Here is a 24,791-nt window from a genome sequence, read left to right on the forward strand (position 1 = left end):
TTAATTTCCCCTTTCACAGTTTGATTTATTGCATCTTTTATGGCAATTTTCTTTTCTTTCACATTTAAAGTCTAAGAAATTAAGATTATTTAATATAACAACCTCAGGATTTTTAAGGCTATCTGTAAAATGAATTAAATCATCTAAGATATCATTATTAACTGAGTAGTGAATAAAATAACCTTTTTTATGACCTAATATGATACCAGAATCCTTTAAAACTTTAATATGTTGAGAAACAGCGGCTTCTGATATACCAAGATGCCTAGATATACCTTTAGCACATACATTTTTTCTAGCTAGTAAAAATAAAATTTTTAATCTAGTTTCATCTCCTAGCGCTTTAAAAAGTTTAACTATATTATTCATAGGTACCTCTATATTTTTAGTTAAGTAATTACTTAATTAAATTTTACTACTTAAAGAATATAATATCAAGATGAAAAGTAAAATTATAGTATAAATTTTATTGACAATTTTATAACTACAGTGATATTATTTATTTATAAATTAAATTAATATATCTTCAGGGCGGGGCGAGATTCCCCACCGGCGGTAAAGCCCGCGAGCTAAGTTTTTAGCATGATTCGGTTAGATTCCGAAGCCGACAGTATAGTCTGGATGAAAGAAGGTAAAATATTAGTATTTTAATTGTAGAAGTTATACGCCCTGATATACTTATAGTATATTGGGGATTTTTTATTTCTAAATTATAATTACTAATACTTACCCACCAAAAGGAGATAATTTGGGGGAGGAATTATAAAATGACATCAAATTTAAACAAAATGGTTAAAATTTCATTATTAACGGGTATTGCATTCATACTTATGTTTATCGAGTTTCCTATAATACCAATATTTCCATGGCTTAAAATGGATATAAGTGATGTACCAGCACTTATGGGTGCATTTGCATTTGGACCACTTGCAGGAGTTTTAATAGAATTCTTAAAGGTTACTATGAATTTCTTATTAAGTGGTAGTTCAACAGGTGGAGTTGGAGAGGTTGCAAACTTTATAATTGGAGCATCATTCGTAGCGCCAGCAGCATTTATCTATTGGAAAAATAAATCAAAGAAAAGTGCTTTATTAGGAATGATATTTGGGATAATAATAATGGAAGTTGTAGCGATTATAGCAAATGTATACTTCTTATTACCAGTATATGGTATGAATATGGCTCCAGCAGAACTTATGCAATATGTAACAGTAGGATTATTACCTTTTAATGGAATAAAGGGGATTGTAATATCTGTGTTAACATATGCTATATACAAAAAGGTTTCAGTTAGTATATTTAAAGTTGAGCCAAATTTCGGAAGTAATAGTATCGGAAGTAATAGTAAAGGTAAAATAGCATAATAAAGAATAATTTAGTTATTAAAAATAGTTAATATAAAAAAATTAGAGGTATAGTTTTAAACTATACCTCTAATTTTTTATATCTAAATATTACGTAGCCACATTATATTTGCATCTTCTTTATTGTCTTCATAAAAATTCTTTCGTATACCTTCACTTATAAAGCCAAAACTTTTATAAAGATTTTTAGCAACGGTATTAGACTCTCTAACTTCTAATGTTATTGAATTACAATCTTCTTGTTTTAAAGAAGAAATTAATGACTTCATTAGTTTTTTACCAATCCCTTTTCCTCTATATTCAGGATGAACAGCCACGTTTGTAATTTGTCCTTCAGAAGCTATAAGCCATGCCCCTGCAAATCCAACAACCTTATTTTCCTCTTTGCATACAATATATCTTGCAAATTTATTAGAGATTTCTTTTGTTATTGAATCTAAGCTCCAGCTTTCTTTAAGACTTAAAGAACTTACTTCATAAACGCCATTTAAGTCTTCTGAGTCTAAATTTTTAAGAATTAGATTCGCCATTATTCATTTGTAATCTTTTCTCTAATTCTCTAACTGCTTGAGGCTGCTTTAGATATAAAGGAGAGGAGTTATCATCATCTTTTATTCCATTTTTTAGAAGATTTAATCCTATTTCTCCAATTTGTGAAGCTCTAACTGTATTAAGATGAATTGGGGCAAAATATGAATCCTTAATGTTTTCTACTAAGTAATCTTTATGTTTAGATACACCATCACCAGTAAACATAACTTTTTCACCAAGTTCATTAAGTTTTTCTTTAAGCTCGGAAAGATCCATTGAAGTACAATCAACTATTGTCTCAAGTTTTCCATTATTGCTCTTATAAATTGCTGTATAAACATTTTCTCTAAGTGCATCCATTATAGGACATATAATTCCATCAAAGGATGATATAGAAGCAGCTAGTCCTTCTAGGGTAGATACACTAACATATGGCTTGCCACTACCAAAACTTAATCCTTTTATAGTAGCCATTCCAATACGAAGACCAGTGAATGATCCAGGTCCCTTTGAAACAACAAAACCGTCCACGTCATCTATTGAGATTCCTGAATCATCTAATAATTTTTCTATGATTCCCATAAGAAGAACAGAGTGTTCTCTTTTATTATTTAATGTATATTCTGCTAAAAGTAAATCATCTTGAAGAAGTGCAGCTGTGGCACATTTTGAAGATGAATCAACACTTAAAATTAGCATAAAGTCAGCTCCTTTACATAACTATATTTTTCACCATAAGGAGTTACCATTATCTTTCTATAGTTTTCTCCTTTAGTTAAATCTTTTTGTATGTATATATGTAGATAATCACTAGGTAGAATTTCTTCTATATAATTTGCCCATTCAATTATTGAAACACCATCTCCAAATATATAATCATCAAAACCTATTGCATAAATTTCATCAGGGTCACTAACTCTATAAACATCAAAATGATATAATTTAAGTCTTCCTGAATCATATTCATTAACAATGGTAAATGTCGGACTTGTAATATTATCAGTTATACCAAGACCTCTTGATATACCTTTTGTGATATGAGTTTTTCCAGTACCTAAATCACCAGTTAAACAAATAATATCACCAGAATTTAAAAGCCTGCCTAATGCTACTCCAAGGTTTGTAGTTTCTTCAATACTATTAACTTCAAATTCCATTATATTAATTCCTCCTTTCGCTATATGTAGCTTATCTATATATTCTATCCAAAAATTAAAAAAAAGAAAAGTAAAAGTAAAGTAATTGTAATATAAAAGTAATTGCAATATAAAAATAAAAAGTGTAAAATGGAATAACACAAATATTTACAGAATATAAGTTAAATATCAGATATATATTAAAATGAGAAGGTATATAAAGAGGTGAAACCATGAAGAAATTAACAGCTGCAATGCTAATTATAACAGCAGCGTTTTTTTTAGGGCTTGGAGGAGTTTCAAAGACGCTTATGGCGGATACATCAGAGAGTGACAAGGACAATAGAGATGTTTATTTAAATATAATGACAGTAAATAAACCACAATATGAAACAGTTAAGAAGTTAGCCGGAGATAAACACAATGTAGAATATATGTTTAATAATTTTAACGATATGAAAAATTATAAATATGATGAGAATACTTTAAATAATATATCAAATATGGATTTATTCTTTTATTCAGGAGCAGGAAATGAAAGTGCATCACTTAATAATATGATAAGTGAATTAGATAAGAGTAGTTTAGGTGTAGTAAACTTATCAAGAGGTATAAGGGAATTAAGGTATAAGGTTGATGGAAAAGATATGCAAAATCCTTATTATTATTTAGGAATACCTGAATATAAAATAATGCTTTATAATACAAAGTCAGCTCTTCAAGAGAAAGATCCTGCAAATAGAGAATACTATGAAGCAAACTATAATAAATTAGTTAAGAGTATAGATGATTTAAAAAGCACATTTGATAAAGAGACCAAGGAGTTAAAGAAAAATACGTTTATATTACAAGATGATAAGCTAGTGTATTTCTTTAAAGGACTTGGAATTGACTTTAAAGTTTCACCTGAAAAAGAAAATATAGAAGAGTATGCTAAGAATAATAACTTAAATCTTAAAGATATAGTATTTGTGCAAGATACTGAATCAAAAGAAGATGTTAAAGATATTAAAGTGATTAAATTAGATACTTATAATGATAATAAGGACTTTCAAGAAATTATAGAGTATAACATAAAACAATTAGAAGGATTAATTGATAAAAAATAAATAAAATTATTGATTTTTTACAGTATATATATTATAATTGATAGTGTCCTAAAGGGGTATGGCTCAATTGGTAGAGTAGTGGTCTCCAAAACCATTGGTTCTGGGTTCAAGTCCTAGTGCCCCTGCCAAATATATTAAAAGCTAGAAACATTATTGTTTCTAGCTTTTTTGTTTTAGCAATTAAATTAGGGCGTACATTTATACAAAATATTATATCTATATATTATATTTATTTTGAAGTTTTTAACATTATATTAAATAAACATATAAATTCAAATCAAAGAAGGATATAAGATGTATAATATAGAAAATAATATTATACAGTGAGAAGAGAGGGTGTTTTAAATGACAAAGAAGAAGATACTAATACCAATAGATGGAAGCGATAGAAGTTTAATATCTCTAAATTATTTAAAAAATAATTTTAAGCCTGAAGATGTTGAAGTAACACTTATGAATGTAAGAGAGATAGTTTTTATTAATGGAATGGCTGTTACAGAAGAAGTAAAAGATGCAGAAGTTATAGGAAAGAGAATATTAAGAGAAGCTAGTGAAGAAATAGAAGAATTTGATTGCAAGAGAGAATTCTCATTTGGTTATGCTGGAGATGAAATATTAAGATATGCAGAAGAAAATGATATAGATATTATTCTTATGGCAAAGAACACTAAGAAAAAATTTACAACATTAGTTGGTTCAGTAACTGCGCATGTAGTTAAGAGAGCAAAATGTATAATGATAATAATTCCTGAGTTATACTAACAGTAAATCTTAAAAGGTGGTATTATAGAATGAATAAAATAAAATTTGGGATTATAGGAACAGGAAAGATAGTTGATAATTTCTTAGATGCAGCGCTTACTCATGATAAATTTGAACTTGTAGCAGTTTACTCAAGAGATATTAAAAAAGCAGAAGAATTTGGAAGTAAGTATGGTGCAACAAAATTTTTTGATAATTTAGATGTATTTGCAAGATGTGGGGATATTGATGCAGTATATATAGCATCTCCTAATTCTTTTCATGCATCCCAAGCAATTTTATGTTTAGAGAATAAGAAACATGTATTGTGTGAGAAACCGATGGCTTCAAATAAAATAGAAGTTAAACAAATGATAGAAAAGGCACAGGAAAATGGAGTTCTTTTAATGGAAGCTATGAGAATAACTGTATTACCTAATTTCTTAAAGGTAAAGGAAAATTTACATAAGATAGGTAAGGTAAGAAGATACTTTGCATCATATTGTCAATACTCATCAAGATATGATAAGTACAAAGAAGGAATCGTTCTTAATGCATTTAAAAGAGAATTATCAAATGGAGCTCTTATGGATATAGGAGTATATTGTATTCATCCTATGATATCACTATTTGGAAAACCAAATGGAGTTGTAAGTCAGGCTGTATTTTTAGAAAGTGGTGTAGATGGGCAGGGTTCTGCAATGTTTAGTTATGAAGGTGCAAGTGGAATGATAATGTATTCTAAAATAAGTGATTCAAAACTACCACTAGAGATACAAGGTGAAGAAGGAACTATTATTATTGATAATATACTATTTAATAGTGTAAAGATTGTTTATAGAGATGGAAGAGAAGAAGTTATTTCTATAAAGCAAAGAGATAATGATATGTATTATGAACTTGATGAATTCATAAATGTAATAAATAGTAATGAAAGAGAATCTATGAAGAATTCTTATAAAAATTCATTAATGGCAATTGAACTAATGGATAAAATAAGAAACCAAATAGGATTAGAATATCCAGCAGATTTTAAATAGTATATGTCCGTTATAAGACTACATTTTATAAAAGGAGTTTAATCTAAATATTTAGATTAAACTCCTTTTAAATTTATTATGATAAAAATTTAAAGTAGATAAGCGTATATGACTTATTACTATATATTCGTTATTTATAAATTCTTCTATTGAAGGATCATTTAAAGTTTTAGAAATAGATAAGAGACTAGATTCTATTGTATTACAATCTAAAGCAAGTTTTATTAAATTTTCTTCATTGCCTTTTCCATCTAATAAATCACAAAGTTCTGATAACATATTTGATGAAAGCTCTAGATATTTATCTTTTAAATGATTAACATGAGCTGAATGTGTAAATGGCAAAAAGTATTTACTAAATAAAAGTGATATTAATGATCCTAAAATTATAAAAGAAAACCTTAAAGTAGAGAGGGTTTCTAAGCTATCACCAGTTAAGTTCATACTTAAAGCTAGCATACAAGTAAATATTACTTTTACATAATAGTCTGTTGCATAAAAATAAACAAAAAATATAAAAAATAAAAACAAAGAACTTGGTATGGTACTATGTAAAACTCCAAAAATTAAAACAAATAAACATATTCCAATGATTGTTCCTTTGATTCTTTTCTTAGTTTTAACTATTGTTTCTGAAATGAAAGGTTGCATTAAAACATATATAGTAATTAACATCCATTTACCATTAATTAAATTAAACTTATCTATAAAAAACATAGATAATGAAATAGCTACTGAAACTTTAAAAGAAAAATTAAATTTCAAAGAGTTAATATGAATATGATGATTATTATAAAATAATTCTTTTAAATCTAATTTAATTATATTAATAGGATTATTTAATGTACTTATATTTAAACAAAGTAGCTTAGTTAAATTAGTGCACTCGTCAATAATTTTAAATTCTTTATACGAATCACTATATTTATATGAAAAATCAACACATTTATAATTAAAGTTTTTGTTTTCTATAGATTCTATAATATTACAAATTATATAATTTAAATATTTTAAGTACTCTTTTTTTAATGATACATCTTCTAACATATTAATCTTATCAATAAGAGTATTTAACCTCTCTAAGATTATTGCAATATTAAAGTATGGCTTATTTAATGCATTAGAGAATATACCATTTAAGTTTTTATCATTTATAAGAAGCAGTAGATTTCTTAAGCTATCATGAATTAATAAATTATCCTTTTTATCATAGTTATTCTCTAAAATATTTTTAATTTCTTCATTCATACAATGTAAGGCATCTAATATCATAGTTGTACAAGAATTCTTAAATTTGTTTTTATTAAATAAAAATTGACTAATTATTATTATAAAAATTCCAAATAAAAGTGATAAAAATCTTTCAGGTAAAAGATTTAAAGGTACAGGAATACCTATCATATAAATATATATAAATACAAATAGATAAGAGACCATATTTTTAGAAGTATTTGTATATATATATGACACTATGAAGATGGTAAACATATTTATAATTAATCCTACTAATGGATTAAAACCGGATAAAAAAGACATTACCAATAAGAAGAAACTTAATCCTGTAAGCTCTATAACTTTATATAATGGATATAAAGTAAAATCAAATTTTAAAAATGATATACAGCTTAAAGCTATCATAAGTCCAATAGAAGCATTGTAATTTCCGAAGAGAGTTTTATAAGCAATTAATATTATAACTGTAAAAATAGCTTTAAATGCACTTGTTTTCAATTGGTTAGTAGTCATATATTTTCCTCCTATATATTTATTCTAACTTTCAAGCTTTGAAAATAAATTATAAACTATAGTATAATACTAGAGTAAATAGATATTTTAAAGTTAGGTGGTTTAATTTGAAAAAATATTATTCAATTGGAGAAGTATCGAAAATAACAGATGTATCAATAGATCGGTTAAGAAACTATGATAAAATAGATTTATTAAAGCCAAAATATGTTGATTCTAAAACAGGATATAGATATTACATTGGTGAGCAATTTAGGCAATTACGATTTATAAAATATCTAAGAAAAATAAATGTTCCTTTAGCTGATATAAAAATGATATTAAATAAAGAAACGAGCTCTGAAAAATTTATATTATTTCTTCATGAAAAGATACATGAAATAGAAAATGAAATAGAAAACTTAAATCTAATAAAAGAAGATATAAGTGAGTTAAAATTAAATATGGAATATAGTATGAAGCGTAGTAATGTAGAGCATATATATATTAAAGATATAGAAGAGAGATATGCAGTTTCTAGAAATATAAATAAAGATACTGAGTCTATATTAGAACATAGAGAAGATATATTTGGAATATTTAGAAGTGAGGAACCATCATTAATAAATAAAAGAGTAATAGAAAAAGGAATATATATTGAGGATTATAAAAATTTATATAGTAAAAGTACAAATATTTTTATTATAACTAAGAATTGCAAAGAAAAGAGTAATCTTATAATCCCTAAAGGCACATACATCTGCTTATCTTATAAAGAAGGCAGAAGAGATGAAGCAATAAAAAGGTTAGGAGAATATATAAAAGAAAATAATATAATTACAAAGGGAATATGTTTAAATGTTATTTTATATACAATGCCAAAGGAAGAGTTTCAATTTCAAGTATTAATATAAATTTAGTTTATAATATATAATAAATTAAAAGAGAAGGAGAGATATGGTTATGGAATTTTCTATAAATAAAGAATATGTATTAAATACTGCAAAAGAATTATTAGAATTTAATAGTCCAAGTGGATTTTGTTTTAAAATCATGGATATGATTGAGGATAAGGTTAAAAATATTGGGTATAAGTTTGAGAGAACTAATAAAGGTTGTGGAGTAATTACAATCGATGGTAGAAGTGATGAAAAAGTTATAGGTTTATCAGCACATGTAGATACATTAGGGGCTATGGTTAGATCAATAACAAGCAAAGGCACCCTTAAGTTTACATTAATTGGAGGACCTATAGTACCAACTCTTGATAGTGAATATTGTACAATAAGAACTAGAGATGGAAGAGAATATACTGGAACATTCTTAAGTGAAAGTGCAGCAGTTCATGTATATGAAGATGCAACTTCTAAAAAAAGAGATCCTGAAAATATGGAGATTAGAATAGATGAAGTTGTAAAGAACAAAGACGATGTGAAGAATCTTGGAATTTCAGTAGGAGACTTTATATTTATAGATCCTAAAACTACTATAACTGAAAGTGGATTTGTTAAATCAAGATTTATTGATGATAAAGGAAGTGTAGCATGTCTTTTATCTCTTTTAGAATTATTTAAAAGAGAAAGTATAGTACCAAGTTATAAGACAAAGATCTTTATATCAACTTATGAGGAAGTAGGACATGGGTCATCTTATATACCTTCTGATATAACAGAAATGATAGCAGTAGATATGGGATGTATAGGATTAGATTTAGAATGTACTGAGTATGATGTTTCAATATGTGCTAAGGATTCAGGTGGACCATATGATTACAATATGGTAACAGATTTAGTTAACCTTTCTGAAGATAATAATATAAGCTATGCAATAGATATATATCCAAGATATGGTTCAGATGTTGGAGCTGCTTTAAGGGGTGGAAACAACATAAGAGGAGCACTTATAGGTCCAGGAGTTCATGCATCTCACGGAATGGAAAGAACTCACTATAATGCCTTAGAAAATACAATAAAATTATTATGTTTATATTTAACAAAGTAGAAAATAAAGCTAAATTTATTTAATTATTACAAAATTTTAACTTGAATATTTTTATTAGGAGTTTAAAATATAGACAAAGAATAAATTACAAATATTATACGAGGTGATGTAATGACTAACTATAAAAAAATAGTAGTATCAATAATATTACCAATAATGATAATAGTGGGTGCGCTTATACATTATAAATATAGTGAAAATTACAACATTCCAAATTTAGAAGCTACATATGATAATAATATTCATAGATATATATCTAGTGGAAATGCAAAAGAAAGTAAAGATTTATTAAAGCTTGAGCTTAAAGTTTTAGAATCTAAAGATTTAAGTAAGGTTGATGATCTTGAAGGATTTGACTTTGAAAGCGCGTTAAAGGTGTTAGAATATACTATGGAAGATAGAGCTTCTAGAGATTTAGATAGCAAATTATAAATTAACTCTACAATAAATAAAATGAGGGAGACGTATGTCTCCCTCATTTTAATTTGCTTCTATTTCAGATTGAAGTTTATTCATTAAATCTTTAACTGTAGTTATTTCTTTAATTCTACTTACATTTTCTCCACAGAATATAAGTCCATTATCTAAATCACCTTTTACAGAATTAATAAGGGCTTGAGTAATACAATATGGAGTATTAGCAGGGTTGCAAGGAATTAAGCAATTATAACATTTCTCAACCTTAACATTACCTTTTAATGTCTTGTCTACGAAAGGGTTAAGAATTGCTCTTCCAGGCATACCAACAGGACTTTTTACTATTCCTACGCTATTAGGGGTAGCTTTAACATAAGCTTCTTTGAAAGCTTGTGATGCATCACATTCTTCTGTAGCAACAAATCTTGTTGCCATTTGTACTCCTGATGCACCAAGTTTTAAATATTTAGCTATATCCTCTCCTGTGAATACGCCACCGGCTGCGATAACTGGAATTTTCTTGCTATATTTTTCTTCATATTCTTTTACGTGATCTACGATATCTTTAACAGTATCATCAAAGCTTTCATTAGCTTCCTCAATTGCATCTTTTTTAAATCCAAGATGCCCTCCAGCTTTAGGGCCTTCAACTACTATCATATCAGGAGCTATATTATCATGTTTATCCCATAATTTAAGTATAACTTTAGCAGCTTTTAAGGATGATACTATAGGAGCTAATTTTACATCATAGCCTTTAGCTAGCTTTGGAAGCATAGTAGGCATACCTGCACCAGAAATTATAAGATCAATACCTGATTCTATAGCAGCTTTTATATATTCAGCATAACCATTTGTAGCTACCATTACATTAACTCCAATTATGCCATTATTACATTTTTCTTTTGCGATTTTTATATGTTTTTTTAGAGCTCTAAGATTTGCTTCTAATGAATTAGTTTCAAAGTCATCTTCTTTAAATCCAACTTGAGCACTAGAAATTATACCTATACCCCCAGCATTTGTAACAGCTGAAGCAAGCTTTGAAAGGGATACACCAACGCCCATTCCTCCTTGAATTATAGGTAATCTTGAAACTAAGTTTCCTATTCTTAAAGGTTTTATATCCATTCAATACACCTCATTTAATTTGATTTTTAAATATTTTGACTATCAAAATATATTTTAGTCTATTATAATCTAAAAGTTATTAATTAACAATATATATATGATAAAAAAATATAGTTGACATAATATTATATATTATGATAAAATGATATACGTCTTAGGGGTATGGCTCAATTGGTAGAGTAGTGGTCTCCAAAACCATTGGTTCTGGGTTCAAGTCCTAGTGCCCCTGCCAAAAACACTCAGTTATTATAGCTGAGTGTTTTTTTTATTTTAAATATAAAAAATATGTCTAGTAAAATTTTATTATCTGACTAGGAGAATCTTCCTTTATGCATCATATTAATTAATAAAATATATACAATTATGAAAATAGAAGAAAATAATATATAAAATTATACATTTTATCTAATAATTTCTATAGAAATTTTTTGTATAAAACTATATTTTAATAAATAAATATATAGAATTTATTTAAAAAGACAAAATAAAATGAAGAATTTTTAGAAATAAAGACAATATAATACAAAAAAATGATAATAATCCCTTAAAAACAAAGAAAAAAATAAAAATTTTAATAAAAACATAAATTTGTTAATATTTATTTCAAAAATATGATATAATTTAACAAAAGGGATTCGATTAGGAGGATAAAATGAAAAAGAAAAATAAAGTCATTATAATTTTAATTTCGATTCTTATAGGTATTAGTTCAATTGCATTTGCAATAGCTTTAAATTCAAAAGAAGGAAGAAAAGTGATAGATTCACAAATGAAGATGAAAAGTAACCAAAGTGGAGTTAATGATGTAGTAAATACTATAATAGATGTTAATTATCAAACAATTACATCATTAGAAAAAAATGATGATTCAAATGGTTACATTATAATAGATGCAGAAGATGGTTATATAAAAAATAACATTGACAACTTATTAAACCTAGCTGAAAAAAATAAGGTTAAGCTTACATTTATAGAAAATAATGAAATTTTAAATAAGGACAATCCCTACTATGAGAAAATTGAAGAAAGTGGACATACAATTCTACCTAAACATTTAGATTTAAAACAAATTTTTAATAGCAATAATATTAAAATAGTAGAGAATAAACAAGAGATAAATAATAAAGAACATATAGATAATAAACAAGATACTGTATTTTATATTGAATTAAATGATAATGTTAAAGATATAAAAGAAATAAACTCTAATATTACAAATGGAATAGATAAATTAAAAGAAAATGGATACAGATTTAAGGCTTTCATATAGAATAAAATTCCTGTGAAGCCTATAATTACATTGAATTAAAATTCACTCTGAGGATAAACTATGAGTGTAAGATAAATCAAAAAGATTTAATCTTACAAATATACCGTAAGCCTTAGGAGGGATTGATTATGTCAAATAGAGTAATAGTTCCAGAAGCAAAGCAAGGTCTAAGCAACTTCAAAAATGAAGTAGCAAAAGAGTTAGGAGTTCCATTTACTGATTACAATGGAAACTTAAGCTCAAGACAATGTGGATCTGTAGGTGGCGAAATGGTTAAAAGAATGGTAGAAGAATACGAAAGTACTTTAAAGTAAGCACCTACTAAAGGGATCTACTAGATCTTCGGAAGTTACACCAACAAACAAAAGGTGTATTCTTGTACCGAGAGGATGATTTTTATAAATCATCCTCTTTCTTTTTGCGTAAAATATGTGATAAAATGAGAACAAAAGTTCGTTTAAAAGAAAGGTTGTTGTATGAGAAAAATAAAAATATTACATTGTGCAGATATACATTTTGATACTCCCTTTAAAGAGTTTAAAAATACATTAGCTAATAAGAGTAAAGAAGAACTAAAAGAAGTTTTTAATAAAATAATAGATTTATGTAACGATGAAAAAGTAGAAATAATGCTTTTAGCAGGAGATATTTTTGATAATTATACATTGAGCAGAAATACATTAGTCTTTATAAGAGAATCCTTAGATAGATTAGATAAAACTAGAGTCTTTATAAGTCCAGGAAATCATGATCCATATAACTTTAAATCATTTTATAAATTAGTAGATTGGCCTAAAAATGTACATGTTTTTAAGGGTGATTTAGAAAAGGTTTTAATACCAGAGCTTGGAACATGCGTATATGGTGCAGCTTTTAATGATAATTATGTTAATAAATCAATGCTAAAAGGTATTGATGTGGATAATAACTTAATAAATTTAGTTGTAATTCATGGAGAACTTTCAAATGGGTCTATAAATGAATATAATCCAATAACAGTTAAGGATATTGAAGAAAGTAGGGTTGACTACGTAGCTTTAGGACATAGACATAAATTTAATGGAGTGGAAAAATATGGATTAACCAGTTATGCTTATAGTGGATGTCCTCAAGGAAGAGGCTTCGATGAAATTGGAGAAAAGGGTGTGCTGATTGGTGAAATTAGCAAAGGTTATGTAAACTTAGAATTTAAAAAAACATGTAAAAGACAGTATATAGAAAAAGATATAAGCATAGATGGATTATTTGGCTATAGAGAAGTAAAGAAGAAAATTTTAAGTGAGCTTAAAGAGTTTAACTTAAAAACTGATATATTTAAATTGAATTTAATAGGTGAAGTAGATGCTAATTTTAAAATAGACGAAAATATTTTATCAGAGAAACTTTCAGATAAATTTTATTTTGTAAAGATAAGAGATAAGACTGATATAGCTGTAGATATAGATAATATAGAAAATGAACATTCAATAAAGGGATTATTTATAAGAAATTTAAAAGAATCTATAGATAATTCATCGGAAGAAGAAAAGGAAATTTTAGAGCTTGCATTAAAGCTTGGTCTTCAAAGTTTAAGTGCAGAGGAGGTGAATTTAGATGATTATTAAGAAGGTTAGAATTAAATCATTCGGTGGTATTAAGGATAAAGAATTTAGTTTTGAGAGAGGATTTAATTTAGTATATGGAGAAAATGAAAAGGGAAAAAGTACAATACAGAACTTTATAAGAGCCTGGCTTTATGGATTTGGTAATTCAAGAGGTGCTAAGAATAACTTAAGAAAAAGATATCTGCCATTTTCAGGAGAGAAAATGCAAGGTGAGCTTGTATTAGAATACAATAAAAGAGAATATATAATTCAAAGAACTTTTGGTGCAACAAAGAAGGATGATACTTCAAATATTTATGATGGGTTAACTGGTGATGAAATAAAAGAAATTAATAAAGATGAACCAGGAACATACTTTTTAGGGGTTAATGGAAACACTTTTATAAAAACTTTATTTATACCTCAGCTTGGAGTTTTAGTTTCTAAAGATAAAGAAGAACAAATAATGCAAAGAATTATAGATGTATTTGGGTGTGGAGAAGGAGAAGTATCAGTTGATAAAGCTGTTAATAAATTAAAAGATAGTAGAAAAGAGCTTACTACATCAAGGAAAAATGGAGAACTTGATATATTAAAAAGTAGATATTCAAAAGTTATAGAAGAAAGATATGAAGCTTATAAGGTAGCTGAGGATAATTTAATTAATGAGAATGAGCTTATTAATAAAAAAGAAGAAAGAAATAAAATAAGAGAAGAAATAACAAAATTAGAGTTATTTAAAAAATATTTAAAGAAGAGTAAACTTCAAAAAGAATATGGAGAAATAACAACATATTTAAAGAAGAGTGAGTCATTAAAAAAACAAGAGAAAGAAATAGATACTGAGCTAAAGAGAGAGAATGGGATAATTAGTGAGGAATATATAAATGACTTAAGTGAAGAAAATAAAAGATATCTAACACTTTTAGATATAAAAAAGGAAAATGAGTACGATTTAAAAGAAATTGAGAAAAGAATAGTCTATGAAAACGGAAAATTAGATAGCTATGAAGTATTTATATCTATGGAAGATGACTTAAAAGAGAAGTTAATTAGATTAAATACTGAACAAGAGGGACTAAGGGAAAGAGTTCTATTAAATAAAAAAATTAAATTATCAATAGAAGAAGAAGAGAAAAAATTAGAACAAAAGAGGAAGTTTTTAGGTGATGTATTTAAGTTAACTTCACATAAGGAAGAAATAAAATTACTGTTTAAAAACTATGAGGATAAACTTCGTGAATTAAAAGAGAATATAGAAGTTTATGATTATGATGATAATGTTGGAGATTCAAGAAAAGGTTTAGAGCTTAAAAGAAATATCTCTATATTTTCAGCTGTAATAGGTGGATTAATACTTGGTATAAACTTAGCTAGTATTAGTTCAATAATGATATATATTATAGGTGCTATTTTAATAGGTGGTGGAGCGTTTTTTGCAATATCTTTAAATAGCGCATTAAAAGAGACTGAAAATAAATTAAGTAATAAAGAAAATATTGATAGGTTAAATAAAGAGATAAAAAATATTGAAGAACAACTTACAAGATACATGCATTTAATAAAATGTAATAACTATGAGAATTTATTAAGAGCTGTAAATACTTTAGAAAATTTTTATGTATTAGAAGCAAGAGTTAAGTTAAGAATTGAAGAGAGAAGTCTTCAATTAGAAGGAGTATCTTTAGAAAATGATGAGGAAAGATATAATCAAAATAATAAAATATTATCTTCAATAATGAAACTTTGTGGATGTGATACATTAGATGAGATATATATTCAATTAGATGAATTCAAAAAGGTTAAAAACAATTTAACTCTTTTTGAATTAGAGTATAATTCTAAAAAAGAAAGCTTAAATAGAATTACTTTTGAATTAGAAGAAAAAGAAAAAGATATAAAAAGTAAATTAGAGCTTATGGATTTAGAGAATGTTCAATTAATAGATTTAGAAATGTATCTAAAAGGTTTTAGAGAAAAAATATCAGAAAAGAAAGACCTAGAAAAGGCACTTCAAAATGTAGAAGAAACATACAAGGTTCTTCTTAAAGATAGAGATATAGAGAGTATAAAAGATGAATTACAAGATATTATAAATCAAGATATGGATTATAGTTATGAGTCGGAAGAGGAAATTGAAAATGAGATTAGAAAAAAATCTAATTTATTAATAGAGTTAGAGAAAAAGATAAAAGATCTAGAAAATGTAATAAAAACAAGCTTCTTAGGAAAGAGAACTATAACTGCAATTGAAGAAGATTTAGAGAATCTAGTTGAGAGTATAAATATTTTAGATAAAAGACTGATTGCATTAAATATTGCTATAGAGAATTTGGAAAAAGCAGGTAGAGATATAAGGGGGAGTTTTGGACCAGCATTAAATAATAATATTTTAAATATATTTAAAGAATTAACTGGAGATAAATATTCAGAAGTAAAACTTGGTGAAAATTATGATATGGTAGTTAGAGATAATTCAAGTATGTTCTCAGGGGAATATTTAAGTAATGGTGCAAATGATCAGCTATATTTAGCTCTTAGATTGGCTTTTATAGAACTTATATTTAAAGGAAGAGAAGTACCTATAATATTTGATGATTCATTTATACAATATGATGATATTAGAAGAGAAAAGGGTCTTAAAATTATAGAAAGTAGAAATTTTGCTCAAACTATAATATTCTCATGCCAATCAATTGAAGAAGAATTATTAAGAAAAAATAGTATAAAAGCAAGTTATATTTATATTTAGAATTGACAATAATGGGAAGAGATATTAAAATTGTATATATGCGAATGCAAATCATATGCAAATGAGGTGTAATTTTTGAAAAAAATAATAGGAATATTAAGCGTAGTACTTATATCTTTCGGTCTTATTGGATGTTCAGGAGCTAAGGATAAGACGGAGCAAAAAACTGATGGAGATAAATTAAATGTTGCAGTTTCAATTTATCCATTAGAACAATTCACTAAAATGATTGGTGGAGATAAAGTAAACATACTAACTTTAGTTGGGCCAGGACAAGAGCCACATGATTTTGAAATAAAGCCTGCAGATTTCAAAGAACTTACAAATAGTGATATATTTGTTTATAACGGTCTTGGAATGGAAACTTGGCTTGATGAAGTAAAAGGGCAATTAAAAGATAGTAAAACTATAATGGTTGATTCAAGTAAAGATGTTAATGTAATTAAAGTTGGAGATAAAGTAGATCCACATATTTGGCTTAGTTTAAAAGATGCAACAATTCAAGCTAATAATATAAAGAATGCTTTAATCGAAAAAGATCCTAGCAATAAAGAATATTACGAGAAAAATTATAATAAGCTAAAGGAAGAGTTTGATGGATTATATAATGAATATAAGCCAAAATTCGAAAAGCTTAAGAATAAAGATTTCGTTACAGGTCATGCCGCTTTTGGATATCTTTGCAGAGATTTTGGATTAACTCAAAAATCAATTAGTGATTTATATTCAGAAGGAGAAGCTACTCCAAAGAAACTAGAAGAACTAGCTGCTTATTGTAAAAAGAATAATATAAAAACAATATTCTCTGAAAGTTTGGCAGAGCCTAAAACTTCAGAAACTCTAGCAAGGGAAGCCGGAGCTAAAGTTGAAAAAATATATAGTTTAGAATCAAGCGAAGATGATAAAACATATTTAGAAGGTATGAAGTACGATTTACAAGTAATATATAATAGTTTAGTAGAAGAAAATAAGTAATAAAAAAGGTTTGATTTAACTAAAATAGTAGTTAATCAAACCTTTTTTTGCTATTAATATGCTATTAATATGCTATTAATATGCTATAATATATGTAAAAAATAGTAAGGGGAGGCGGTTTTTATTAAAGCCTTAGAGTATTATGAGAGTAATATAAAAAAGAGTAAAAGTGAAATAGATCAAATGGAAAAGAAAATAGCTACTATAGGTTGGAGCAGATTGTTAATAGTAGCTTTAATGATAGCCGTAGGTTATATACTATATAATCAAGGTAATATACCATTCCTTATAGGTGGGGAGGTCCTATTACTTGTTGTTTTAGTATGTACTGTTATCTACCATAATAAATTAATAAATAAAAGAATTAAAGTGGAGAGATTTCTAGAGATAAATGAAAAAGGTGTAAAAAGAATAAGTGGAGAATTTAGAACTATAGAGGATGATGGCTCAGAATACATTAACGATTCACATCCATTCTCTTCGGATATAGATATATTTGGTAAAAGCTCATTGTTCCAGTTAATAAACGATACCTTAACTAAAGGTGGAAGAGAAAAACTAGTAAGCAATCTTTCTTTAAAGAAATTACCAACAAAAGAAATTATAGAAAAGAAACAAGAGGCTATTAAAGAGCTTGGCGAAAAGATAAAGTGGAGACAAGAACTTTTAGTAAAAGGTAAAACTACAATAAAGAATAAGAAAAAAGAAACACAGGAATTAGAAGCATTTTTAACTTGGAGCAAGGAAAAGAAAGAAAAAGGTATAAGCAAGAAGTTAGTTGCGTATGTCTTTATAGCTATCACATTTTTAAGTATAGTTCTATCAATAATTAAGATAATACCACCAAGTTATATTTTGTTAGTGCTTTTAATTAACTTTGCAGTTATTAAGTTAATTACAAAAGATTATAAAGAGGATTTGGAAATGTTTAATAGTATAAAGCATACTATTAAATCTTATGCTGAGATATTAGAACTTATAGAAAAAGAAGAATTTAAATCAGAGTATTTAAAAGGTATAAAAGATAAGCTTAAAAGTGATACTTCAAATTCATGTGGAGAAGAAATGAAGAAATTATCTAATCTTTTAGATTGGATAGGAGATAGTTCTGGAAATGCATACTATTTAATAATAAATATATTTATATTCTCGGATATATTTATAGTAGAGAATTTAGAGGACTGGAGATCACAAAATTCAAAGGAATTAGAAGTGTGGATAGATGTTATAAGCGAGATTGATGCATTAAGTAGTATATCTAATATATACTTTGATTTTGATAAGTTTACTTTCCCAAAAATTTCAGATAAGAAAGAAGTGAAAGGAAAAGCTATTGGTCATCCTCTTATAGGGGAAAAGGCTGTGAGAAATGACTATTCACTTTCAAATAATAAAAGGGTAACTCTAATCACAGGATCTAATATGTCTGGTAAAAGTACATTTTTAAGAACAATTGGCTTAAATTTATTATTATCATATATTGGAGCTCCAGTTTATAGTGATAATTTTACATGTGGAATATTTAATATATATACATGTATGAGGACTAAGGATAATCTGGAAGAAAATATATCATCATTCTATGCAGAAATACTTAGGATTAAAATCCTAATAGAAGCAACTAAAAAGGGAGAAGATGTATTCTTCTTATTAGATGAGATATTTAAGGGAACTAATTCTTTAGATAGACATATCGGAGCTACTGAGCTTATAAAGCAATTAATAAATGGTGGAGCAATTGGGCTTGTATCTACTCATGATTTAGACCTTTGTAATTTAGAGGAATCTGATAATAGAATAGAGAATTATAATTTTAGAGAGTATTATGAAGATAATAAAATAAAATTTGATTACAAGTTAAGAGTTGGGAAAAGTGAGACACAAAATGCAATACATCTTATGAAACTTGCAGGTATTGAATTTAAATAAGAGGGATAGAGAAGAGAGAGGGACTTTTGAATATGGGGTATGTAATAATAGACTTAGAATTTAATAATTTAAATAATATAACAAAATATTATCCTGAATTTTATGATAAATATCCAGATTTAAAATCACTTTCTATACAAAATGAAATAATAGAAATTGGTGCTATTAAAGTTGATAAGTATATGAAAGTGCAGGGAAGACTTAAAGAATATGTTAAGCCATCTATAATACCAGTTTTAAATCCTGAGATAACTGATATAACAAATATAACAGAGAATGATTTAAAAGAAGGTATAAGTTTTGAAACTGGAGTAAAGAAACTTAAAGAGTTTATAGGGGAAGATGTATTTTGTTCTTGGGCTAAGGATGATGTTGCACAAATTATAATAAATGCGCATCACCATGGCTTTAGAGATCTAAAGTGGATAGACAGGTATTTAGACGTTCAGGAATATACAAGTAAAATTTTAGGTGTTAAGAAATCTCTAAGTCTAAAAAATGCATTAAAGAGGCTTAATATAAGAGTAGATAATAGGCTTTTGCATGATGCTTTAAATGATGCTGAATTTACAGTTCTTGTATTTAAGCAACTGTATAATCACAAAATAGTAAAGAATTATATAGTAGAGAATATTTATGATATGCCGGCTATAACTGTAAAAGAAGTAAGTGAAATAAATTTAGAGACATCTAAAGTTAATTCATTATGTCCAAGGTGTAATAGAAAATTAGAATTAGAATTTGATTATATGCCATATAGGTGGAGATTCATATCAGTAGGGAGATGTTCTAAGTGTGACGGATCTGTGCTTAATGAAGTTATAGTAAAGAAAACTCTTCATGGAGATATAATTTATTCTGAAATTGGAAGCATGATAGATGAACTAGAATACTCAGATTATAGCTATAAATTAGATAAATATTTTCTTAAGAAAGATAAAGCATTATAACAATATTTATAGAATTATGTTAAAATAGTATAAGGTATATAAATAAAATATTTAAAGAGGAAAGGGTTAACTATGAATATAGCATTTTTTCTTACACCTAAAAATGAAGTGGTTTGTGAGAGTTTAGAATCGACTATGAGACAAGTTATGGAACGAATGGAGCACCATGGATATACAGCGATTCCGCTAATAGATAAGCATGGAAGATACGTCTCTACTCTAACAGAAGGAGATTTATTATGGAAGCTTAAGAATACTCCAGACCTTAATTTTAAAAATACTGAATGCGTAAAAGTGAAAGATATTAAAACAAGAAGAACACATAAAAGTGTATCTATAAATGCAGATATTGAAAGTTTAATATCACTTGCAGTTAATCAAAATTTTGTTCCTGTTGTTGATGATGAAGGAATCTTTATAGGTATTATAAAGAGAAGTGATATAATAAACTATTGTTATAATGAAATAAAAAGCAAATAAATATATTTAGAAGCAAGAACTTAGTAGAAAATTACTAAGTTCTTTTTTTATTGTATTTATAAAATTTTATAGAGAAAAATAAGAATGTAAAAGTATGTGAAAGCAGTTGTAAAAACATATTTAAATGGAAGGTGAATAAGAATTTTATTATATGAATAATTTAAAGTTTTGAATAAAAAAATAAAAATTCCATTGACACTAATTATTAATAAGAGTATAGTATAAAACATAAATACACCCCCATAGGGAGGGGGTACAAAGGAGTGGTATTATGAATGACGATAAAAAGAAAGCTATGCAAGTTTTAAAGACTTGTAGGGGCCAAATTGATGGAATAATAAAAATGCTTGAGGAGGAAAGATACTGTATTGATGTATCTAATCAAATAATAGCAGCACAAGGACTTCTTAAAAAAGCTAATAAGCATGTATTAACACAACATATGCATCATTGCGTAAGAGAAGGTTTAGCAAATGAAAATGAAAAAGAGAAAGATGCTAAAGTTGAAGAAATCATAAGTATATTAACAAAACTTATAGATAAATAGAAATTGCTTAGTTATAGACTACATAAGAAGAGTTTAAATAAATAACGTATAAAAAATAAATAGCCTATATAAGGGAGGGAAATAAATGAAAAAACAGTTTGATATCAAAGGTATGACTTGTGCATCATGTGCAAATAGGATTGAAAAAGTAGTAAATAAGATGGATGGCGTTGACGAGGCTGTAGTAAATCTTGCAACAGAAAAGATGACAGTTAACTTTGATAAGGATAAAGTAACTAGTTCAGATATTGAAAGTAAAGTAAAAAAAGCAGGATATGAGGCAAATGAAATAAAATCAGATGATGTAGTAGATAAGAATTATAATATTACAGGTATGACTTGTGCATCATGTGCTAGCAGAATAGAGAAAGTACTAAACAAAACTGATGGGGTAGAGAGTGCAGTTGTTAATCTTGCAACAGAAAAAGCTACTGTAAAGTTTGATAAGGATGTTATATCATCAGAAGATATAATGAAGAAGGTTGAAAAAGCTGGATATGGTGCAGAAGAAATAAATGATGAAGACAGTTCACAAGGTCATTTTAAAATTAAGGGAATGACTTGTGCATCATGTGTACTTCATGTTGAAAAGGCAGTAGATAAATTAGATGGTGTGGATAAAGCTACAGTAAATCTTGCTGTTGAGGATATGAAGGTAAAGTATGATAGAAAAAAAGTTTCGGCAGAAGATATTGAAAAAGCAGTAAAAAATGCTGGATATGAAGCTATAGAGATAAAAGATACAGATAAAAATGATCATAAGAAAGATTCAGAAGAAAAAGTTAAAAAAGCTAAAAATAGATTTATATGGTCAATAGTATTTGCAATACCACTTGTAATAATTGCTATGGGACCTATGATGGGACTTAAATTACCAAGTGTTATAAGTCCAGATGCTAGTCCTTTTAATTATGCATTTATACAACTAATTCTAGCACTTATAATCGTGGTAATAGGTAGAGATTTCTTTATACATGGTTTTAAAAATCTATTCCACTTAAGTCCGAATATGGATACACTTATTGCTCTAGGTAGTAGTGCAGCTATACTTTATGGAGTATATGCACTAGTGAAAATTTATGGTGGAGAAGTACATTTTGCACATCACTTATACTTTGAATCAGCAGGTATGATTATTGCGTTTATTAGCTTAGGTAAGTTCTTAGAGGCTATCACAAAGGGTAAGACTTCAGATGCTATAAATAAACTTATGGGTCTTGCACCAAAAACTGCAACAATAATAGTTGACGGAAAAGAAAAAGTTGTAGGAATTGATGATGTTAGAGTTAACGATATAATTATTGTAAAACCAGGTGAAAAGTTACCAGTAGATGGTGAAGTTGTTGAAGGAACAACAAGTATAGATGAAGCTATGCTTACAGGAGAAAGTATTCCTGTAGATAAGAAGCCTGGTGATCAAGTATTTGGAGCAAGTATAAATAAAAATGGTATGTTTAAATATAGAGCAACTAAAGTTGGTAAAGATACAGTTCTTTCAAAGATTATAAACTTAGTTGAAGATGCTCAAGGAACAAAGGCGCCAATTGCAAAACTTGCAGATGTTATTTCAGGATATTTTGTACCAGTTGTAATTGTAATTGCAATCTTATCAGCGTTAGCTTGGTTCTTTATAGGTAATGAAGACTTAGAGTTTGCATTAAATATATTAATATCAGTTCTTGTTATAGCCTGTCCTTGTGCTTTAGGTCTAGCAACACCTACAGCAATTATGGTAAGTACAGGTAAAGGAGCTGAAAATGGAGTTCTTATTAAAAGTGGTGTAGCACTTGAAGAAGCTCATAAGATAAATACAATAGTATTTGATAAGACAGGTACAATCACAGAAGGTAAACCAAAGGTTACTGATATAGTATCAGTTTCTATTAAAGAAGATGAATTACTAAAATTTGCAGCAGCTGCTGAAAAGGGATCAGAACATCCACTTGGAGAAGCTATTGTAAAGGAAGCTGAAGAGAAGAATATAGAATTACCACAAATTAAAAATTTCGAATCTATTCCAGGTGAAGGTATCAATACAAATATTGAAGGTAAAAATATTGTAATTGGTAATAGAAAAATAATGGATAGAAATAATATAGATATTAAAGCTATTGAAAGTAAAGCACATGAACTAGCAGACAGTGGTAAGACACCAATGTTTATAGCTATGGATGGAAACTTAGCTGGAATTATAGCAGTTGCAGATACAGTTAAAGAAAATAGCCAAAAGACTGTAAAAGCTCTTCATGCTATGGGAATTGAAGTTGTAATGTTAACTGGTGATAATGAAAAGACAGCAAAGGCCATTGCAAAACAAGTTGGAATAGATAGAGTAATATCAGATGTTTTACCAGAAGGTAAAGCAAATGTTGTTAAAGAATTACAAGGTGAAGGTAAGAAGGTTGCAATGGTTGGTGATGGTATAAATGATGCACCAGCACTTGTTACAGCAGAAATAGGTATAGCAATAGGATCAGGAACAGATGTTGCTATAGAGTCAGCAGATATTGTACTTATGAGAAGTGATCTTTTAGATGTTGTTACTGCTATTCAATTAAGTAGAGCAACAATTAGAAATATAAAACAAAATTTATTCTGGGCATTTGGATACAACGTATTAGGTATTCCAGTTGCTATGGGTGTATTAAAACTATTTGGAGGACCGCTTTTAGATCCTATGATTGCATCATTTGCAATGAGTTTAAGTTCAGTATCAGTATTATTAAATGCTTTAAGATTAAAAGGATTTAAACCAAAATTTTAATAAGATAAATTTAAATTAAATTTATATAAAATAAAACAAAAATAAAACATCTAAAGAAAAAGCCACTTTAAATGTAGTTAAATTAAGGAGTGATTATTATGACAAAATACAAAATTAAAATTGATGGTATGGGATGTCAAAAATGCGTAGATAACGTAGAAAGAGCTTTTGCAGGCGATGGTAGAATAAAGCAATATGAAGTAAAAGTTGGAGAAGCTATAGTTGAATGTGATTTAACTAAAGAAGAATTAAAAGATTTAATTGATGATGCTGGATATGATTTAGAAACAGTAGAAGAAATAGAAAAAATGTAATACTAAAAAAGGAGCAGTATACTGCTCCTTTT

General features: G+C 27.3%; 24 protein-coding genes, 2 tRNA genes and 1 riboswitch. Of the genes, 20 read left to right on the forward strand and 6 right to left on the reverse strand.

The annotated features are described in order from the left end of the window. Positions 1 to 369: an ArsR/SmtB family transcription factor gene (locus K5V21_RS10040; RefSeq protein WP_221861138.1), complete on the reverse strand. Its 369-nt coding sequence runs from the start codon at positions 367 to 369 to the stop codon at positions 1 to 3. 149 nt (positions 370 to 518) lie between these two features. Next, a riboswitch (FMN riboswitch) is annotated at positions 519 to 637 on the forward strand. Between the two features lie 130 nt (positions 638 to 767). On the opposite strand from K5V21_RS10040, the gene K5V21_RS10045 reads away from it, so the two are divergent. Next, positions 768 to 1,364 (forward strand): ECF transporter S component, encoded by a 597-nt coding sequence (locus K5V21_RS10045; protein ID WP_204595907.1) that lies wholly within the window; start codon positions 768 to 770, stop codon positions 1,362 to 1,364. A gap of 83 nt (positions 1,365 to 1,447) precedes the next feature. Here the strand turns inward: K5V21_RS10045 and rimI are convergent, their stop codons facing one another. Genes rimI through tsaE form a run of 3 tightly spaced genes read right to left on the reverse strand, consistent with a single transcriptional unit; the run spans position 1,448 to position 3,052 of the window. Beyond that, positions 1,448 to 1,894: a ribosomal protein S18-alanine N-acetyltransferase gene (gene rimI / locus K5V21_RS10050; RefSeq protein WP_204595908.1), complete on the reverse strand. Its 447-nt coding sequence runs from the start codon at positions 1,892 to 1,894 to the stop codon at positions 1,448 to 1,450. Beyond that, positions 1,875 to 2,594 (reverse strand): tRNA (adenosine(37)-N6)-threonylcarbamoyltransferase complex dimerization subunit type 1 TsaB, encoded by a 720-nt coding sequence (gene tsaB / locus K5V21_RS10055; protein WP_221861139.1) that lies wholly within the window; start codon positions 2,592 to 2,594, stop codon positions 1,875 to 1,877. Before tsaB ends, rimI begins: the two co-directional genes overlap by 20 nt. After that, positions 2,588 to 3,052, reverse strand: coding sequence for a tRNA (adenosine(37)-N6)-threonylcarbamoyltransferase complex ATPase subunit type 1 TsaE (tsaE, locus tag K5V21_RS10060; protein WP_221861140.1), 465 nt, complete (start codon positions 3,050 to 3,052; stop codon positions 2,588 to 2,590). The genes tsaB and tsaE overlap by 7 nt, the downstream gene beginning before the upstream one ends. 212 nt (positions 3,053 to 3,264) lie before the next feature. Between tsaE and K5V21_RS10065 the strand changes: the two genes are divergently transcribed. The 4 genes from K5V21_RS10065 (at position 3,265) to K5V21_RS10080 (ending at position 5,921) form a co-directional block, all read left to right on the forward strand. After that, on the forward strand, positions 3,265 to 4,140 hold the full coding sequence (locus tag K5V21_RS10065) for a metal ABC transporter substrate-binding protein (RefSeq protein ID WP_221861141.1): 876 nt from the start codon (positions 3,265 to 3,267) through the stop codon (positions 4,138 to 4,140). Between the two features lie 52 nt (positions 4,141 to 4,192). After that, positions 4,193 to 4,268 (forward strand) — tRNA-Trp (locus K5V21_RS10070). A 217-nt stretch (positions 4,269 to 4,485) separates the two neighbouring features. Continuing rightward, positions 4,486 to 4,902 (forward strand): universal stress protein, encoded by a 417-nt coding sequence (locus K5V21_RS10075; protein WP_221861142.1) that lies wholly within the window; start codon positions 4,486 to 4,488, stop codon positions 4,900 to 4,902. A 29-nt stretch (positions 4,903 to 4,931) separates the two neighbouring features. Continuing rightward, positions 4,932 to 5,921, forward strand: coding sequence for a Gfo/Idh/MocA family protein (locus K5V21_RS10080; protein ID WP_221861143.1), 990 nt, complete (start codon positions 4,932 to 4,934; stop codon positions 5,919 to 5,921). 51 nt (positions 5,922 to 5,972) lie between these two features. On the opposite strand, the gene K5V21_RS10085 is transcribed toward K5V21_RS10080, so the two are convergent. Next, the gene (locus K5V21_RS10085; protein WP_221861144.1) at positions 5,973 to 7,667 is read right to left on the reverse strand and encodes an FUSC family protein; all 1,695 of its coding nucleotides are present in this window, start codon (positions 7,665 to 7,667) and stop codon (positions 5,973 to 5,975) included. Between the two features lie 107 nt (positions 7,668 to 7,774). On the opposite strand from K5V21_RS10085, the gene K5V21_RS10090 reads away from it, so the two are divergent. The 3 genes from K5V21_RS10090 to K5V21_RS10100 all read left to right on the forward strand — a co-directional run bounded on the left by K5V21_RS10090 (position 7,775) and on the right by K5V21_RS10100 (position 10,079). Further along, complete coding sequence (locus tag K5V21_RS10090) at positions 7,775 to 8,560, forward strand: MerR family transcriptional regulator (protein ID WP_221861145.1); 786 nt, start codon at positions 7,775 to 7,777, stop codon at positions 8,558 to 8,560. A 49-nt stretch (positions 8,561 to 8,609) separates the two neighbouring features. Further along, complete coding sequence (locus tag K5V21_RS10095; RefSeq protein ID WP_221861146.1) at positions 8,610 to 9,647, forward strand: M42 family metallopeptidase; 1,038 nt, start codon at positions 8,610 to 8,612, stop codon at positions 9,645 to 9,647. Positions 9,648 to 9,758: 111 nt separating this feature from the next. Then, positions 9,759 to 10,079 (forward strand): hypothetical protein, encoded by a 321-nt coding sequence (locus K5V21_RS10100; protein WP_221861147.1) that lies wholly within the window; start codon positions 9,759 to 9,761, stop codon positions 10,077 to 10,079. Between the two features lie 48 nt (positions 10,080 to 10,127). On the opposite strand, the gene K5V21_RS10105 is transcribed toward K5V21_RS10100, so the two are convergent. Beyond that, positions 10,128 to 11,195: an NAD(P)H-dependent flavin oxidoreductase gene (locus K5V21_RS10105; protein WP_221861148.1), complete on the reverse strand. Its 1,068-nt coding sequence runs from the start codon at positions 11,193 to 11,195 to the stop codon at positions 10,128 to 10,130. A gap of 156 nt (positions 11,196 to 11,351) precedes the next feature. Here K5V21_RS10105 and K5V21_RS10110 point away from each other — a divergent pair. The 12 genes from K5V21_RS10110 (at position 11,352) to K5V21_RS10165 (ending at position 24,759) form a co-directional block, all read left to right on the forward strand. Further along, positions 11,352 to 11,427: transfer RNA gene (locus K5V21_RS10110), tRNA-Trp, on the forward strand. A 420-nt stretch (positions 11,428 to 11,847) separates the two neighbouring features. Continuing rightward, the gene (locus K5V21_RS10115) at positions 11,848 to 12,465 is read left to right on the forward strand and encodes a hypothetical protein (protein WP_221861149.1); all 618 of its coding nucleotides are present in this window, start codon (positions 11,848 to 11,850) and stop codon (positions 12,463 to 12,465) included. A gap of 128 nt (positions 12,466 to 12,593) precedes the next feature. Then, positions 12,594 to 12,779, forward strand: coding sequence for an alpha/beta-type small acid-soluble spore protein (locus tag K5V21_RS10120; protein WP_204595920.1), 186 nt, complete (start codon positions 12,594 to 12,596; stop codon positions 12,777 to 12,779). Between the two features lie 162 nt (positions 12,780 to 12,941). Then, positions 12,942 to 14,069: a metallophosphoesterase family protein gene (locus tag K5V21_RS10125; RefSeq protein WP_221861150.1), complete on the forward strand. Its 1,128-nt coding sequence runs from the start codon at positions 12,942 to 12,944 to the stop codon at positions 14,067 to 14,069. Beyond that, complete coding sequence (locus tag K5V21_RS10130; RefSeq protein ID WP_221861151.1) at positions 14,059 to 16,800, forward strand: ATP-binding protein; 2,742 nt, start codon at positions 14,059 to 14,061, stop codon at positions 16,798 to 16,800. Before K5V21_RS10125 ends, K5V21_RS10130 begins: the two co-directional genes overlap by 11 nt. A 75-nt stretch (positions 16,801 to 16,875) precedes the next feature. Continuing rightward, complete coding sequence (locus tag K5V21_RS10135) at positions 16,876 to 17,775, forward strand: metal ABC transporter solute-binding protein, Zn/Mn family (RefSeq protein WP_204595923.1); 900 nt, start codon at positions 16,876 to 16,878, stop codon at positions 17,773 to 17,775. Positions 17,776 to 17,958: 183 nt separating this feature from the next. Next, complete coding sequence (locus K5V21_RS10140; RefSeq protein ID WP_221861152.1) at positions 17,959 to 19,704, forward strand: MutS family DNA mismatch repair protein; 1,746 nt, start codon at positions 17,959 to 17,961, stop codon at positions 19,702 to 19,704. 32 nt (positions 19,705 to 19,736) lie between these two features. Next, complete coding sequence (locus K5V21_RS10145; RefSeq protein WP_221861153.1) at positions 19,737 to 20,654, forward strand: 3'-5' exonuclease; 918 nt, start codon at positions 19,737 to 19,739, stop codon at positions 20,652 to 20,654. Positions 20,655 to 20,726: 72 nt separating this feature from the next. Beyond that, the gene (locus tag K5V21_RS10150; RefSeq protein ID WP_204595926.1) at positions 20,727 to 21,134 is read left to right on the forward strand and encodes a CBS domain-containing protein; all 408 of its coding nucleotides are present in this window, start codon (positions 20,727 to 20,729) and stop codon (positions 21,132 to 21,134) included. Between the two features lie 271 nt (positions 21,135 to 21,405). Then, positions 21,406 to 21,681, forward strand: coding sequence for a metal-sensing transcriptional repressor (locus tag K5V21_RS10155; protein ID WP_204595927.1), 276 nt, complete (start codon positions 21,406 to 21,408; stop codon positions 21,679 to 21,681). An 85-nt stretch (positions 21,682 to 21,766) separates the two neighbouring features. Continuing rightward, positions 21,767 to 24,445 (forward strand): heavy metal translocating P-type ATPase, encoded by a 2,679-nt coding sequence (locus K5V21_RS10160; RefSeq protein WP_221861154.1) that lies wholly within the window; start codon positions 21,767 to 21,769, stop codon positions 24,443 to 24,445. Between the two features lie 98 nt (positions 24,446 to 24,543). Next, positions 24,544 to 24,759: a heavy-metal-associated domain-containing protein gene (locus K5V21_RS10165; RefSeq protein ID WP_221861155.1), complete on the forward strand. Its 216-nt coding sequence runs from the start codon at positions 24,544 to 24,546 to the stop codon at positions 24,757 to 24,759. Positions 24,760 to 24,791 lie beyond the last annotated feature (32 nt).

Source organism: Clostridium sardiniense (assembly GCF_019753795.1).
Taxonomy (GTDB): Bacteria; Bacillota; Clostridia; order Clostridiales; family Clostridiaceae; genus Clostridium; species Clostridium sardiniense.